The 15150-nt window shown below is 39.7% G+C and carries 16 protein-coding genes and 1 tRNA gene; 1 reads left to right on the top strand and 16 read right to left on the bottom strand.

Annotated features, from left to right (window positions below):
• Window positions 1–35: 35 nt before the first annotated feature.
• The 13 genes from LQ226_RS17985 to LQ226_RS17925 all read right to left on the bottom strand — a co-directional run bounded on the left by LQ226_RS17985 (window position 36) and on the right by LQ226_RS17925 (window position 11784).
• Window positions 36–107, bottom strand: a tRNA-Glu gene (locus LQ226_RS17985).
• A gap of 300 nt (window positions 108–407) precedes the next feature.
• Complete coding sequence (locus LQ226_RS17980) at window positions 408–1697, bottom strand: adenylosuccinate synthase (protein WP_231419435.1); 1290 nt, start codon at window positions 1695–1697, stop codon at window positions 408–410.
• Window positions 1698–1955: 258 nt separating this feature from the next.
• Entirely contained in the window at window positions 1956–3317 is a 1362-nt protein-coding gene (gene dnaB / locus LQ226_RS17975) for a replicative DNA helicase (RefSeq protein WP_231419434.1), read from the bottom strand.
• Window positions 3318–3354: 37 nt separating this feature from the next.
• Window positions 3355–3801 (bottom strand): 50S ribosomal protein L9, encoded by a 447-nt coding sequence (rplI, locus tag LQ226_RS17970; protein WP_231419433.1) that lies wholly within the window; start codon window positions 3799–3801, stop codon window positions 3355–3357.
• Entirely contained in the window at window positions 3798–5771 is a 1974-nt protein-coding gene (locus LQ226_RS17965) for a DHH family phosphoesterase (protein ID WP_231419432.1), read from the bottom strand. Before LQ226_RS17965 ends, rplI begins: the two co-directional genes overlap by 4 nt.
• 31 nt (window positions 5772–5802) lie before the next feature.
• Window positions 5803–6735 carry a YybS family protein gene (locus LQ226_RS17960; RefSeq protein WP_231419431.1) on the bottom strand — a complete coding sequence of 311 codons (933 nt, stop codon included), beginning with the start codon at window positions 6733–6735 and terminating at the stop codon, window positions 5803–5805.
• Between the two features lie 349 nt (window positions 6736–7084).
• Window positions 7085–7312 carry a 30S ribosomal protein S18 gene (gene rpsR, locus LQ226_RS17955; protein ID WP_036780513.1) on the bottom strand — a complete coding sequence of 76 codons (228 nt, stop codon included), beginning with the start codon at window positions 7310–7312 and terminating at the stop codon, window positions 7085–7087.
• Window positions 7313–7337: 25 nt separating this feature from the next.
• Window positions 7338–7817 (bottom strand): single-stranded DNA-binding protein, encoded by a 480-nt coding sequence (gene ssb / locus LQ226_RS17950; protein WP_231419430.1) that lies wholly within the window; start codon window positions 7815–7817, stop codon window positions 7338–7340.
• A gap of 11 nt (window positions 7818–7828) precedes the next feature.
• Entirely contained in the window at window positions 7829–8119 is a 291-nt protein-coding gene (gene rpsF / locus LQ226_RS17945) for a 30S ribosomal protein S6 (protein WP_231419429.1), read from the bottom strand.
• A gap of 127 nt (window positions 8120–8246) precedes the next feature.
• Complete coding sequence (gene ychF, locus LQ226_RS17940; protein WP_231419428.1) at window positions 8247–9347, bottom strand: redox-regulated ATPase YchF; 1101 nt, start codon at window positions 9345–9347, stop codon at window positions 8247–8249.
• Between the two features lie 258 nt (window positions 9348–9605).
• Window positions 9606–9806, bottom strand: a complete 201-nt coding sequence (locus tag LQ226_RS17935; protein WP_231419427.1) for a DUF951 domain-containing protein — start codon at window positions 9804–9806, stop codon at window positions 9606–9608.
• Window positions 9807–9817: 11 nt separating this feature from the next.
• Window positions 9818–10639, bottom strand: coding sequence for a mechanosensitive ion channel family protein (locus tag LQ226_RS17930; RefSeq protein ID WP_231419555.1), 822 nt, complete (start codon window positions 10637–10639; stop codon window positions 9818–9820).
• Window positions 10640–10764: 125 nt separating this feature from the next.
• Complete coding sequence (locus LQ226_RS17925; protein ID WP_231419426.1) at window positions 10765–11784, bottom strand: YkvI family membrane protein; 1020 nt, start codon at window positions 11782–11784, stop codon at window positions 10765–10767.
• 89 nt (window positions 11785–11873) lie between these two features.
• Between LQ226_RS17925 and yyaC the strand changes: the two genes are divergently transcribed.
• Entirely contained in the window at window positions 11874–12509 is a 636-nt protein-coding gene (gene yyaC, locus LQ226_RS17920; protein ID WP_231419425.1) for a spore protease YyaC, read from the top strand.
• A gap of 84 nt (window positions 12510–12593) precedes the next feature.
• Here yyaC and LQ226_RS17915 read toward each other — a convergent pair whose 3' ends face one another.
• The 3 genes from LQ226_RS17915 to LQ226_RS17905 all read right to left on the bottom strand — a co-directional run bounded on the left by LQ226_RS17915 (window position 12594) and on the right by LQ226_RS17905 (window position 15000).
• Window positions 12594–13301, bottom strand: a complete 708-nt coding sequence (locus tag LQ226_RS17915) for a DUF554 domain-containing protein (protein ID WP_231419424.1) — start codon at window positions 13299–13301, stop codon at window positions 12594–12596.
• Window positions 13302–13403: 102 nt separating this feature from the next.
• A complete protein-coding gene (locus LQ226_RS17910; protein WP_231419423.1) occupies window positions 13404–14246 on the bottom strand; it encodes a ParB/RepB/Spo0J family partition protein in 843 nt (280 codons plus the stop codon).
• Complete coding sequence (locus LQ226_RS17905; protein ID WP_231419422.1) at window positions 14227–15000, bottom strand: ParA family protein; 774 nt, start codon at window positions 14998–15000, stop codon at window positions 14227–14229. Before LQ226_RS17905 ends, LQ226_RS17910 begins: the two co-directional genes overlap by 20 nt.
• Window positions 15001–15150: the final 150 nt, after the last annotated feature.

The raw sequence follows: 15150 nt of genomic DNA, 5'->3' as shown, positions 1-15150 counted from the left end.
GGAATCTGAATCGATCGGACCCCTCTATCAGGCTATGACCCGTACGGGACTCGAACCCGTGTTACCGCCGTGAAAGGGCGGTGTCTTAACCGCTTGACCAACGGGCCAATATAGAATGTCGAGACGATCTGTCTAACTGACAGCGATATTAATAATAGCAGTATATCTCTTATTTGGCAATAGTTTTTATTAAAAAAATAGATTTTATCTAAAAATACAATCGGGACAAATCTGAAATTATGATAGAACAGCTTGTTGCACTACGTGAGTGAAGAAATTCTTTTCCACTAAACTAATCGGTAATGCAATGTTTCTAATAAACATTTATAAAGCGGAGGTTACATACAATAAACCACCCAGAAGATTGTTCGTGCTCCCGGGTGGTTTATATATCTTTATAAGGCTTTTTAAGACTCGTAGACGTTCTTCAAGATATTCGTCTGGGTTCTGTCTGGTCCGACAGAGAAAACAGCCAGAGAGATTCCTGTGAGCTCTGTGATGCGGTTTACATAATGCTGAGCGTTAGCTGGAAGATCTTCAAAATTCTTTACGCTTGTAATATCTTCTGTCCAACCTGGCATTTCCTCGTAAACAGGCTCACATTCCGCTAAGATATTTAAATTTGCTGGGTATTCCTCTAGACGCTCGCCTCTATACTGATAAGCTACACAGATTTTGAGTGTATCAATACCTGTCAGCACATCAATTGAATTAAGCGATAAAGCCGTAATGCCGCTCACACGTCTTGCGTGACTAACAACAACACTGTCAAACCAACCAACGCGGCGAGGGCGGCCTGTGGTTGTTCCATACTCACGACCCACTTCACGAATGCGATTTCCTATTTCATCGTGTAATTCAGTAGGGAACGGGCCATCTCCTACTCGAGAGGTGTACGCTTTAGAAACCCCTACCACATGATCAATCTTATTAGGTCCAATCCCTGAACCGATAGCTACCCCACCTGCTGTTGGATTAGAAGACGTCACAAACGGATACGTACCTTGGTCGACGTCAAGCATGACACCTTGTGCCCCTTCAAATAAAACAGGCTCATCTGCATCAATAGCATCGTTTAAGAGTTTTGATGTATCGCAAACGTACTGAGCAATTTGTTGACCATACTCATAGTACTCATCAAAGATCTCTTCAACTGTCATCGGATCTGATTCATACACTTTTTCGAAGAATTTATTCTTTTCTTTCAAGTTTTGAGTAAGTTTTTCGCGAAAAGCGTCAGGATCCAGTAAATCGGCAATACGAATTCCCATACGTCCTGCTTTATCCATATAAGCAGGGCCGATTCCTTTATTCGTTGTTCCGATCTTTTGATCTCCCTTGCTCTCTTCCTGAAGAGCATCTAATTTAATATGGTAAGGAAGAATGACATGAGCGCGATTGCTAATACGTAGGTTACTAGTTGATACGTTACGTTCATGTAAATAAGCTAGTTCTTTCACTAACGCTTTAGGGTTAACAACCATGCCATTTCCTAATACACATTCTTTATCATTATAAAAAATACCTGATGGAATTAAGTGAAGCTTGTAGGTTTCACCTTCAAATTGAATAGTGTGACCTGCATTGTCACCGCCCTGATAACGCGCGACAACGTTCGCTTGTTCAGACAAGAAGTCGGTAATTTTACCTTTCCCCTCATCTCCCCACTGTGTTCCAACAACTACTACTGAAGACATATATGGCACCTCCGCCGAATTTCATTTCCGTAAAATTGACAACATGAGTAGCTTATCAGCTTCTCCAGCAAAAGTCAATTTAAAACACGAACATTTTATAAACTAATTAACTATACGTTCGTAAAATCGAGTCTTTTCGCTCGAGAATGGAGTTAACGTGGCTGAATATATATTGTTCAGGGTTTTGAGATCATGATCATTGAATCCTCGAAATGACATAAAAAAGAGGGATTCCCAATCAAATATGGGAAACCCTCTTTAGGCGGGAGGAATATCACTCTCGTCATAACGATGTTCTAAGTCGACGAACTTGTTATACTCCTTCACAAACATAAGCTCTACGGTTCCAACAGGTCCGTTACGCTGTTTAGCTAGTATGATTTCAATTATATTCTCTTTTTCAGACTCTTGATCATAGTAATCATCACGGTAGAGGAAACCAACGATATCGGCATCCTGCTCGATACTTCCGGATTCACGAATATCCGACATCATCGGGCGCTTATCCTGTCGTCCTTCTACCCCACGCGATAGCTGAGATAGTGCTATTAGAGGAACATTGAGTTCACGGGCTAACCCTTTTAAAGCACGTGAAATTTCAGATACCTCTTGTTGGCGGTTTTCTTTCGAATTCCCGCTTCCCTGAATGAGCTGAAGATAGTCAATCAAGATCATACCCAGGCCATGTTCTTGGGCTAGTCGTCGGCATTTTGAGCGAATTTCATTCACTCGTATACCAGGAGTATCATCAATGAATATCCCTGCATTCGACAAGCTTCCCATAGCCATCGTTAGTTTACCCCAGTCCTCCGTTTCGAGTTTACCGGTTCTAAGTCTGGTTGCATCAATGTTTCCTTCTGCACAGAGCATACGCATAACCAGTTGGTCTGCTCCCATCTCAAGGGAGAATATCGCTACATTCTCATCTGTGTGGGCGGCAACGTTCTGTGCAATATTTAAAGCAAAGGCTGTTTTCCCTACAGATGGGCGGGCCGCAATGATAATGAGGTCATTTCGTTGAAACCCTGCTGTCATTCCATCAAGGTCTCGGAATCCTGTAGGTAAACCTGTAACTTCTGCAGATGTATTGTGAAGCTGCTCAATGTTGTCATAAACATCAATTAGTACATCTTTGATATTTTTAAATTTACCAGAGTCTTTCTGCTGAGCGACTTCTAATATTGATTTTTCTGCATCATTAAGAATGCCTTCAATATTTTCCTCTTCAGAATACCCATTCGTTACGATAGTGGTAGCCGTTTTAATAAGGCGACGCAAAATCGCTTTTTCTTCAACAATGCGAGCATAATACTCTATATTAGCTGCCGTTGGAACAGAATTGGCTAAATCACTCAGGTACGACACGCCACCGATTTCATCGAGTGTTTTGTTGTTAGACAGAGAAGTCGTAACCGTTACTAAATCAATCGGTTCTCCCTTCTCAGACAGATGAGACATGGCTTCGTAAATACGCTGGTGACTAGCCCGGTAAAAGTCCTCCGGTTGAAGTAATTCCGTAGCTGTAGCAATCGATTGCGGTTCCAAAAAAATAGCGCCGAGCACCGCCTGCTCGGCCTCTATATTATGGGGCGGTGTTCGGTCATTAAAAAACTCGCTCAATTCATCTTCCCCCTTTTCAATTAAGAGGATGGATTAATTATTTCTCTGAAACATGAACTTTAATCGTAGCTGTTACCTCGTGGTGAAGTTTAACAGGTACATTTGTATATCCAAGAGAACGAATTGGTGAATCCATCTCTATTTTACGCTTATCAATTTTGATGTTATGAGATTTCTTCAATTCTTCGGCAATTTGTTTATTCGTAATGGAACCAAATAAGCTTCCCTTGTCACCTGACTTAGCCTGTAGCTCAACTGTAAGATTTTCAAGCGTTTCTTTTAAACGCTTCGCTTCTTCTAACTCTTCTTGAGCTTCTTTTTCCTTCTTGTTATCAATCGCTTCCTGAGCTTTCATGTTTCCTTTGGTCGCTTCTACGGCTAAATTATTTTTTAAAAGGTAGTTACGAGCGTAACCTTCTGAAACATTTTTAATTTCACCTTTTTTCCCTTTACCTTTTACATCCTGTGTAAAAATAACCTTCATGATTCATTACCTCCTTCAAAGTACTCATCTATTATTTCTTTTAATTGCTCCTCAGCTTGTTCAATTGTTGTATCGTCAAGCTGTGTCGCGGCATTGGTTAAATGGCCACCGCCGTTCATTCTTTCCATTATGATCTGAACGTTTACATCACCTAAAGATCGAGCACTGATTCCAATCCGCCCATCAGAACGTTCTGATATCACGAAAGAAGCGACAACGCCGCTCATGGTCAGCAATGTGTCAGCAGCTTGAGCAATAATTACAGGGCCGTATGTTTCACCTTCATCTGCTTTAGAGATTGCCACTCCGTCCCGAAAGATTTTTGCACTCTCAATCAGCTTGCTTCGCCTTACATAAACGTCCAGGTCCTCTTTCATGAACTTTTGAACAAGGACAGTATCAGCACCCTTAGAGCGAAGATAACTCGCCGCATCAAATGTACGCGATCCGGTACGCAATGTAAAACTTTTTGTATCTACAATAATACCGGCAAGAAGAGCTGTTGACTCAAGCATATTGAGTTTTAACTTCTTCGGTTGGTATTCTAACATTTCTGTAACAAGCTCTGCAGTAGAAGAGGCATATGGTTCCATATAAACCAATGTAGGGTCCTGAATAAACTCTTCTGCTCTTCTATGGTGATCAATGACAACAACATGTTCTGTCTTGTTTAATAGCTTTTCCTCAATGACGAGGGAAGGCTTATGAGTATCGACGACTACAATAAGCGTCTTCTTCGTTACAACTTCATGGGCCTCTTCAGGGTCAATAAAACGGGACCAGAGTTGCTCATTCTGTTGAATCTCATCAAACAAGCGTTGAACACCCGTATTGGCTTCATCTGGATCATACACTATAAATCCGTCTTTATCATTGGCTTGAGCCATTTTTAAAATGCCAATACAAGCCCCGATCGAGTCCATATCAGGGTTTTTGTGCCCCATTACAATAACTTTATCAGCCTCTTGAACAAGTCCTTTTAAGGCGTGAGATATTACACGTGCACGAACTCGAGTACGCTTCTCCATCGGATTGGTTTTGCCACCATAGAAACGTACCTTTCCGTTTTCATCCTTAATGGCTACTTGATCTCCTCCCCTGCCGAGGGCAAGGTCTAAGCTGGATTGAGCTAATTCTCCTAAATCAGGGAGAGATGCCTCCCCTACCCCTACACCAAAACTGAGCGTAAGAGGTACATTTTTATCGGTAATTAACTCACGTACATCATCCAGAATATCGAATTTAGTTCGCTCTAAATTCTTTAAAATCCGATGATTCATAACGGCGAAAAACTTATCCTGTGAAGAGCGCTTTAAGTAGACTCCGTTTTCCTGGGACCATTGGTTAAGGATCGATGTAACTTGTGAGTTAATATGACTTTTAGCCGTATCATCCATCGCTTGAGTGATTTCCTCATAGTTATCGAGAAAGATGATCGCGAGAACAGTCCGGTCATTTTGATATAAATTTTGAACTAATGTTTGTTGAGTTCGGTCAAACAGGTATAACAATCGTTCATCCTTTTTTACAACCGTTTGCAATTCATAATCATCCATTGAAATCCAAACATCATCTTTTCCTTCTTTAATCGCTGCTACAAGTGTATCGGAAATCTGGCTAAGAGGCTCTCCCACAAGCGTTTCTTGGGGAAAGAAATGATTCATATAAGGATTGGCCCATTCGATTTTGTAATCTTCACTGAATAGGAGAATTCCTATCGGCATTTCCATCAAAGCTTCTTCTCCTACTTTCTTCACTCGATAGGAGAGAGTCGAGATATACTCTTCTGTTTCATTAATCAGAAACTGCTCTGTTCGAACACTGTAGTATATAGAAGCGATTAGCAGAGCGGTCATAACTAAACCGAGCTTCCACTCATAATAAAAGATCAGCGCTAATAGAAGAATGGATAATGTGTAAATTACCCATAAATGACTACTCAACCTTGGTTTTTTAAAGAAATTCGGCATGACCGTCATCTCCTAAATATAAAGTCGATCTTCACTGCTTTCCTAAACGTTCTCGTAACGAGAAACCTAAATCAATTATACCTAAAATCCGAACCGGAAACACCAATAGGTACGGGAAAAGTAACGTTAATATAACCGCTGTGATAGGGAGAGCCTTTGATCGTTTCTTATAATGAGTGAGAGCAAATAAGTAGGACAAACCTTGCAGGATCATAAAGAATCCGGTAAGGGTATACATATTTTGTGCAACAACACCCATATACTCATCAGGACTTTGGAAAATCCAAGTAAACACAACCGCTATAAAGTAATACCACAAAACCGATTTTGGGAAAGAAAACTGGTGGACAGGAGGGAATTTCAATGTTTCCTTTTCAATCTTATTCCTGACCCTAAATCCGACCCATAGCGTGATAAATGAGCATACTATAGCTGAGATGGCCATGATGCTTGGTAACATAGCCGGAAGATTTTCAAATTGAGCCTGAACAATCGTTAGTTGCTCTTCAGAAACCCCTAAATCCGAAACCATACTTTCTGTAGATTGAAAGGCTTCATCAATCATATCCTGAAAGGCTTCAACTAAATTTAGTTGAAAGAGAACGATCATACTTAAGTAAAAGCTCACAATACCAATTAAGTAGCCTACAGTCCCTTGCGCCCATGCTTCATAAGGTGTTTTTTTGTTATATAGTGCAGCCCCCAAGAAAACTCCTCCAATTCCGACAGAGAAAGTAGCTGGGATCGCTACGGTACCTAATATGAGCATCGATACAATCGACAATATAACTAGAAATAACAGAGATTGCTTCCACCCATTTTTAGCAGCAAATAAGAAAAAGGGCAGAGCCAACACTACCATTGAAAATATAGATAAAACAGGGATGACAATGGTAAGCAGTATAAGTATGATATAAACCCCACCATACAACAAACTCTGTCGTAACATACTCGAAGATTTCATTTTCGTTTACTCTCCTCTAATCCATCTACTGAATAAAGTTAGATTAACATAAATCAATTCTATGTTCATTATTCGAGTCACTAATTGCTCTATGTACTCTATATTCCTTTAAGATTAACTTTACAATGCTTTACCAGAGAACGCAAAACTTCTCTTCACTATAAAAGGGGCTCAATTTACCAATCTGCCCAAGAGTAAAGGAAAGAAACCCTTTATATTTGAGGGATAATAAACATTCTAGTTTAAAGAAAACCCGCCAAATGGCGAGCTTTTTTTAAACACATCGTTTTATTGTTGCAAAAAAAGCACAGCTTTATATGCTGTGCTTTTAAAGTCTTACGAAAGAATATTAGTCGTTTACGTAAGGCAATAATGCCATTTGACGTGAACGTTTAATCGCTCTTGTAAGTTTACGTTGGTATTTAGCAGAAGTTCCTGTTACACGACGAGGAAGAATTTTCCCACGCTCAGAAACAAAACGCTTTAGAAGTTCAACATCTTTATAATCGATGTGTGTAATTCCGTTTGCTGTGAAATAACACACTTTTCTACGCTTCGCGCGACCACGACGAGCCATAATTGAAAACCTCCTTATATTTTAATTAAAACGGTAAATCGTCATCTGAAATATCGATCGGTTCCCCATTATCAGCGAATGGGTCATCCTGTTTAGGTTGATTGTTGTTATTATTATTTGGATTATATCCAGATTGGTTCTGATTAGACTGGAATCCTTGTGAACCTGAGCCACCTGAAGACGAGCCTTTTGTTTCTAAGAATTGTACGCTATCTGCAACAACTTCTGTAACAAAGACACGTTTTCCTTCTTGATTATCGAAGCTGCGGGATTGAAGGCGTCCATCAACACCGACTAAGCTTCCTTTATTCATGAAGTTTGCTAGGTTCTCTGCGGCACGACGCCATACAACGCAGTTAATAAAATCTGCATCACGGCTACCTTGTTGGCTAGTAAACGGGCGGTTTACAGCAATAGTAAAGTTCGCAACGGCTACTCCGTTGGGTGTATAGCGCAAATCAGGATCCTTGGTTAATCTGCCGGCAAGAACGACACGATTTAACACAGAACCACTCCTTATTGATCGTCTTCGCGTACAGCGATGTGACGAATAATATCATCAGAATACTTAGCAAGGCGATCAAATTCACTAACAGCTTGGCTGTCACCGTTGAATTTAATTACCATGTAGTAACCATCACGGAAATCGTTAATTTCATAAGCTAAGCGACGCTTGCCTACTTCTTTAGTTTCAGTAATTTCCGCACCATTATCAGTAAGAACCGTGTTGAAACGTTCTACAACTGATTTCTGAGTTTCCTCATCTACGTTTGGGCGGATGATATACATGATTTCGTAATTTCTCATCCGACTTCACCTCCTTTTGGACTTAGCGGCCCTTAACGGGCAAGGAGTAATTTCTCGTACAATTACTCACAATGTTGTATTATATCAAAGTTAATAGAAAAGCACAACCAAGTTTCCAATTTTACGCTTATACATTGAAGCGGAAATGAATAACATCTCCATCTTTAACTAAATATTCTTTGCCCTCTAAACGAACTTTACCATTTTCTTTAGCCACTGACATTTTACCAGCTTCCACAAGATCATTATATGCCACCGTTTCAGCACGGATAAACCCTCTTTCGAAGTCACTGTGAATAATCCCTGCTGCTTGAGGGGCTGTCATGCCTTCTTTAAAGGTCCAGGCGCGTACTTCTTGCTCACCTGCAGTGAAGTAAGTTGCTAATCCCAGAAGATTATAGGCCGCTTTAATAAGCTGATCAAGTCCGGATTCAGCAATCCCTAAATCGTCTAAGAATTCTTCCTTTTCTTCTCCTTCAAGTTCAGCAATTTCAGATTCAATCTTGGCACAAACCACAATAACCTGAGCGTTTTCTTTTTCAGCAAACTCTCTTACAGCTTGTACATACTCATTCCCGCTAGGGTCTGCAATTTCATCTTCTCCAACATTTGCTACATATAAAACTGGCTTAGATGTTAACAAGTGAAGTCCTTTAACAATTTTCTGTTGGTCATCACTATAATCTAGAGCTCTTGCTGGCACTTCTTCTTCCAGACCTTCTTTAATCTTCTCAAGAACCGCCTGTTCTGCAAGTGCTTCTTTATCTTTTTGACGTGCCATTTTAGCCACACGATCTAGTCGCTTATTAACCGTCTCTAGATCTGCTAAGATTAGCTCAAGGTTAATCGTTTCAATATCTGCAATTGGGTCCACTCCTCCAGAAACGTGTGTAATATTATCATCCTGGAAACAGCGCACTACGTGACTGATTGCGTCTACCTGACGAATATGGGAAAGGAATTGGTTCCCTAATCCCTCACCTTTACTGGCTCCTTTTACAATCCCTGCAATATCTGTAAACTCAAATGCTGTAGGGACTGTTTTTTTAGGATTAACCAGTTCTGTTAGTTTCTCTAACCTTTCGTCTGGAACTTCAACAATCCCAACGTTTGGGTCAATCGTACAGAACGGGTAGTTCGCTGACTCTGCACCAGCTTGTGTAATTGCATTAAATAAAGTTGATTTACCAACGTTAGGCAAACCTACAATTCCTGTTGTTAATGACATTAACTTTCCACTCCTTAAGGATTACCGTCCATATGAACGTCTGCAGTAACCCAATTATATTGCTCGTCCATTTATATGACAAGTAAGCACATTAGAAAAACAAGGGGGAAGTTCACCCTTGTTTTTCTATTTTTAACTCGATATTTTTCATTTTTTAAACAGCTAATCTGTATGATTTCTATATTTTCTAGTATACAACATAACATATACAAAGTTTAACGTGAAACAGATCAGAATAGCTCATGATTCATTCTTTGCTTATTCTTCTTCGTGTTTTTCAAGCACTTTCTTCATTTTACTCTCAAAGCGACGCCGCGGGATTAAAACACTATGCCCGCATCCTTCACACTTAATACGGATATCTGCACCTAAACGAATGATTTTCCATCTGTTCTCACCACATGGGTGTGCCTTTTTCATTTGTACAATATCGTTTAAAGAGTATGATTGAACAGCCATTTAAATCCTCCTTACGATGTTGTCTCCATGATTTCATGTTCCTCTTGCCTGCTGTACATCACTAAACGTGGGAACGGAATTTCAATACCTTGTTCATCCAGTCTAGTTTTTAATTCTTTTCGAATGGCACGTGCGATCGCCCAATGTTCCATAGGTTCTGTTTCAGCTATTACCCTTAGCACAACATCAGATGAACCCAGGCTCTGCACTCCAAGAAGGTCTGGAGTTCCCTTCAGTTCCTGATAGCGTTGAGGCAATTCTTCCAATAGATTCTCAATGACTGTTTCAGCTCGCTTGATGTCACCTTCATACGCAATACTGACATCCACTACGGCAATACTGTTATGAACAGAGTAATTCGTCACCTCAACGATACTTCCGTTAGGAATGATGTGTAATTTACCAGTCCAATGCTTGATCTTTGTTGTCCTAAGGCCAATTTCTTCTACAAATCCTTCTGAACTAGACGTTTGAATATAATCGCCTACTGAAAATTGATCTTCAAAGATAATGAAAAATCCTGTAATGATATCTTTCACTAGGTTTTGGGCACCAAAGCCGATGGCCAATCCTGCAATTCCAGCCCCAGCTAATAGCGTTCTAACATCAATACTAATCGTATCCAGAATCATAATGGCCGCAGTAAAATAAACCATATACGTGAGCGTATTCTCCAGTAATTTCACAAGAGTTAGTTCACGCCTTTGAGTAATCTTAAATGGACCTTTACGTCTTCTTTTAAAGATGTTCTGAATGACTTGCTTCCCAAACTTAATAATGAAGTAAGATAGTATCAATATAACCAGTACATTGAGTACGCCCTTACCAAGCATGATCCACAATTCCGGGCCGGTAATATAGCTAATAGAACTCGTCCATTTATCTTGTAGCCAGTTCCACAATGTGCTTTGATCCCTCCCCCTTAAAAACCTTCATAATATACTATTGTATCAGCTTTTTAATCAATTTTGTATCGATTTAAAAAGGGGTACAACAAAATAGCAGAGAGCACATAAAGGTTTAACAAACCATACAATGGATATAAATATTTTATCAACGTTGAGAAACCAATACTGGTAAGAGGAAGCATAAGGAATAACGTGCATGCTGCCATAAACCAAAGCGGCCCTTTCAAACGATTTCTGAATCTCGTGATTAATCCTAGAACGCCTGATGCCGCTGTTGTAAAAATGGCAATCCATAATAGAAAGGATATAAATAGGAACATCTCATAAGGGTAATGTTTAAGGATAGCAAACAAGGGAATTTCATAAAGTAAAATATCGTCTGCAATTTGAATGAGACTACTATTGTATATAAAGGAAATTAAACCAAGAACCAAACCGCTCCCAACACTTGCAATCCAAATTTCTCCCTTATTACGCACCTCACTACCTACTGCACCTAACACTGCAATAAGAGGAAGAATATTGAGGGCAGTGAAAGGGAAAGCCGCTGGCCAGTTCCTTTGTTCACCAAGGTGAGAGAAGATTGATAGTTCTTGCTGAACAGTGAAGAGAATCAACACGTAAAGCAACCCCCCAATAAGCAAAGGCAGTATAAAACTATTCATGGATAAAATTCCTTTGATATCCCAGATAAATACAAGAATAAGAGGCACTACTATAGCGAAGATTCCTAACCAATAGGAGAAGTGAAAGGCCTGCCAAGTAGCACCACTTCCTGCCAACATAATAACAGTAGTGGTAAAAAGGTAAAGAATGATCATCCCATCATACAGAAACGTTAAATGGTCTCCCACAATCGTGCGAAGAACAGGAAGGTAATGCTTCGACTTTTTTTCGAAACTAATCCTTAAGATTACGTAACAGGAAATAGTAAATAATATGGTGAATATCAGAATAGCCAGTCCGCTTTCATGACCAAAGAATTGCCATAGCTCTCTTCCTGAAGCGTAACCTGCTCCAATCATGGTGCCAATGATCAAAAACATCCATTTAATACCAGATCGAATCATATTTTTCCTCCTACCTTCTTTCTTCGTCTATGTATAGAATTCGTGAAATCGCTGTATACTAATAACAATATGACTACGGAGGAAAAGCTATGAATCTAAAGCAAAGACTTTTTTCTCAGAAAACAGAACATCGCTACCATTATGAAGATGAGCAATTAATGATTGGTCTAACTCAAACTCTAAAAGAGTGGGTACCAGCTAATCGTGATATTGTTGTTGTTTGCATTGGTACAGATCGTTCTACAGGTGACTCACTCGGCCCTTTGATTGGCACTCTCCTTGAAGAAGGAAAGCTACAGCACATCCATGTGTACGGTACTCTAGATGAACCTGTTCATGCTGTTAACTTAAATGAGAAGCTTGAATTGATTCAAAAGCGTTACCATCATCCATACATTATCGGAATTGATGCATGCCTTGGTAAGTTATCCTCAGTAGGAAACGTAATACTAGGGCAAGGCCCCGTAAAACCAGGAGCCGCAGTAAAAAAACAACTCCCTGATGTAGGCGAAATCCACCTTACAGGTGTAGTGAACGTGAGTGGGTTCATGGAATATTTTGTTTTACAGAACACACGGTTAAATATTGTGATGCAAATGGCAAAGAGGATGGCGAAGGCAATTCAAAGTTTCGATCAGCAAATAGAACGAACACAGGTAACTAAGCACCTTCAATCTGATGCGCTTACTCCAAAAAGAAAGCGCTGGTTACCTATAAAGGAATAATACTTCATGCTAGATTAAGTCTGAATACAAAGAAGGAGCCGAAACTTTACTCGTTTCGGCTCCTTCTTTGTCACTGAAGTACTTTCATATCCCTATTTGTAACCAACCATACAGAATGAACCCTATAAACAACAGGCTTGGTAATAAGTTAGCAACGCGTATTTTGGTTATATGTAAAATGTTAAGTCCAATGGCTACAATGAGAATTCCACCGGTGGCTGTCATTTCTACAATAAATAGATCCATGAAAGATTGGGGAATCCACTTATGAATTTGGGTAGCGAGTAACGTAATTCCTCCTTCATATAATAAAACCGGAATAACCGATAGCATAACGCCCCATCCTAAAGTTGTCGTTAGAACTAAAGCAACAAAGGCATCAATAATAGCTTTAGTCACTAAGACATCATGGTCACCTCGAATCCCACTATCAAGAGCACCCACAACAGCCATTGCACCAATCACAAATATTAAAGAAGCTGTTATAAATCCCTCTGAAACTGTGGAGTGTCCACCTTTACTAAATTTAGATTCTAGTACAGAACCAAGTTTCTCAAAACGCTCCTCTAGCTGTAGCCATTCCCCTGCAAAAGCTCCAAACAATAAACTAAGAAGCATAACAATAATTTGATCCGTCTCAATAGCCATTCGTAGACCAATTAAGGTGACAGCTAACCCAATCCCATTCATCGTTGTTTCTTTTGTTTTTTCTGGAATTCTATTAAAAAAGAGACCTACTAAGCTTCCAATAGCGATCCCTACCCCATTTACGAGCGTACCAAATAAAATCATATTTCGTTCCCCCAGCTTACTATGTTTCATGTGAAACATGTCGAATGAAATTAGACGAAGAAAAAACCTGATGCTTGGGTCACAAACATCAGGGCCGCTTCTTTAATCTTCAAAGTAGTGTAAAATACGGTCAAGATCATCTTCTGAGAAAAACTCGATTTCTATTTTTCCTTTTCGTTTTCCTTTTTGAATCGTAACCCCTGTTCCTAAGCGTTCTTGTAGAAGGGATTCCCTCTCCTGAATGAAGACATCTTTTTTTACTTTTTTCTTTTTCTTCTTTTGCATGTTCTTCTCATTTAACTGGATGATATACTGTTCAACTTGCCGTACATTTAATCCTTCTTTTCGGATCTTTTCAACGAGGGGAAGAAGCTGATTTTTATCCTTTAATCCCAGCAATGCCCTTCCTTGCCCCATTGAGAGTTCTCCGTTATTTATAAGCTCTCCTACAGGTTCAGGTAATGATAATAGGCGAACTAAGTTTGCAATATGTGGACGACTTTTTCCAAGACGCTTTGCTAACTGTTCCTGTGTTAAGTCGAGCTCTTGCATTAAGTTAGAATAGGCTTGCGCTTCCTCAATAGGAGTGAGGTCTTCACGCTGAAGATTCTCAAGCAACGCTAGTTCCATCATATGTTGTTCAGATAGGTCACGTATGACAACGGGAACAGTTGTTAGTCCTGCCTCTTTAGCAGCCCTAAATCTTCTTTCACCTACTACAATGTCATACCCTTTTATACTTTTACGTACAATGATAGGTTGAAGAATGCCATATTGGAGAATAGATTCCTTTAATTCTTCAATAGCTTTTGGATCAAAGACTTTTCGAGGTTGATAAGGATTCGGGCGACATTCCCTTACAGAAATCTCTTGAACCTTTTCCTCTTCTGTTGCTTCCATGTCAGGAAAGAAAGAACCTAAGCCTTTACCCAACCCTCTGGCCATTCGTCATCACTTCCTTTGCTAATTCTAAGTAAACTTCAGCGCCACGTGACTTTGGATCATAAAGAATGATGGGTTTTCCGTGACTTGGAGCTTCACCTAAACGAACGTTACGAGGTATAACCGATCCATAGACCTTATCTTGGAAGTATTTCTTTACTTCCTCAATTACTTGTATTCCTAAATTGGTACGAGCATCTAGCATTGTAAGTAATACGCCTTCAATCATAAGCTGTTTGTTCAAATGTTTCTGCACGAGGCGTACCGTGTTTAACAACTGACTTAACCCCTCTAACGCATAATACTCACATTGCACCGGTATTAAGACAGCATCGGAAGCCGTTAATGCATTAATTGTAAGCAAACCTAAGGACGGGGGACAGTCAATAATGACATAATCATATTCATCCTTAACCGAATCAATTGCTTTCTTTAAGCGAACTTCCCGTGAAATCGTTGGAACAAGCTCAATTTCTGCACCTGCTAACTGGATCGTTGCAGGAATTGCATCTAAATTCTCCACCATCGTAGGAACCTTCACATATTTTGCTTCTAAGTCCTCGACCAACACATTGTATACACACTGATCCATATCAGCTTTCTCAATACCAACTCCACTTGTCGCATTTCCCTGTGGATCAATATCGACAAGCAATACCTTGTGATTTAAATAGGCCAAACAAGCACTTAGATTTACAGCAGTCGTGGTCTTTCCTACCCCACCTTTTTGATTGGCAACGGCGATTACTTTACCCATGATGTCACCTACCTCTAATCTGTCAAATCTTCCAATTTTTATTTTATCATTTTTTGAATGCACAAGAAGCAATAATTCAGATAAATCGTGAAAAATAAAAGCCTTCTCTTTGAAAAGCTCTTTATTTCTTAACATGTTTCATGTGAAAAA

The sequence above is a fragment of the Pontibacillus sp. HN14 genome, from assembly GCF_021129245.1.
GTDB lineage: Bacteria > Bacillota > Bacilli > Bacillales > BH030062 > Pontibacillus.
Note: the sequence above shows the minus strand (reverse complement) of the source record. Positions and strands in the feature narration are given on the sequence as shown.

What these genes read in the sequence shown, in the direction of transcription:
- LQ226_RS17980 (WP_231419435.1), bottom strand. Translation starts at nt 1,697, where the DNA reads ATGTCTTCAGTAGTAGTTGTTGGAACACAGTGGGGAGATGAGGGGAAA.
- rplI (WP_231419433.1), bottom strand. Translation starts at nt 3,801, where the DNA reads ATGAAGGTTATTTTTACACAGGATGTAAAAGGTAAAGGGAAAAAAGGT.
- LQ226_RS17965 (WP_231419432.1), bottom strand. Translation starts at nt 5,771, where the DNA reads ATGCCGAATTTCTTTAAAAAACCAAGGTTGAGTAGTCATTTATGGGTA.
- LQ226_RS17960 (WP_231419431.1), bottom strand. Translation starts at nt 6,735, where the DNA reads ATGAAATCTTCGAGTATGTTACGACAGAGTTTGTTGTATGGTGGGGTT.
- rpsR (WP_036780513.1), bottom strand. Translation starts at nt 7,312, where the DNA reads ATGGCTCGTCGTGGTCGCGCGAAGCGTAGAAAAGTGTGTTATTTCACA.
- rpsF (WP_231419429.1), bottom strand. Translation starts at nt 8,119, where the DNA reads ATGAGAAATTACGAAATCATGTATATCATCCGCCCAAACGTAGATGAG.
- ychF (WP_231419428.1), bottom strand. Translation starts at nt 9,347, where the DNA reads ATGTCATTAACAACAGGAATTGTAGGTTTGCCTAACGTTGGTAAATCA.
- LQ226_RS17935 (WP_231419427.1), bottom strand. Translation starts at nt 9,806, where the DNA reads ATGGCTGTTCAATCATACTCTTTAAACGATATTGTACAAATGAAAAAG.
- LQ226_RS17930 (WP_231419555.1), bottom strand. Translation starts at nt 10,639, where the DNA reads ATGCTTGGTAAGGGCGTACTCAATGTACTGGTTATATTGATACTATCT.
- LQ226_RS17925 (WP_231419426.1), bottom strand. Translation starts at nt 11,784, where the DNA reads ATGATTCGATCTGGTATTAAATGGATGTTTTTGATCATTGGCACCATG.
- yyaC (WP_231419425.1), top strand. Translation starts at nt 11,874, where the DNA reads ATGAATCTAAAGCAAAGACTTTTTTCTCAGAAAACAGAACATCGCTAC.
- LQ226_RS17915 (WP_231419424.1), bottom strand. Translation starts at nt 13,301, where the DNA reads ATGATTTTATTTGGTACGCTCGTAAATGGGGTAGGGATCGCTATTGGA.
- LQ226_RS17910 (WP_231419423.1), bottom strand. Translation starts at nt 14,246, where the DNA reads ATGGCCAGAGGGTTGGGTAAAGGCTTAGGTTCTTTCTTTCCTGACATG.
- LQ226_RS17905 (WP_231419422.1), bottom strand. Translation starts at nt 15,000, where the DNA reads ATGGGTAAAGTAATCGCCGTTGCCAATCAAAAAGGTGGGGTAGGAAAG.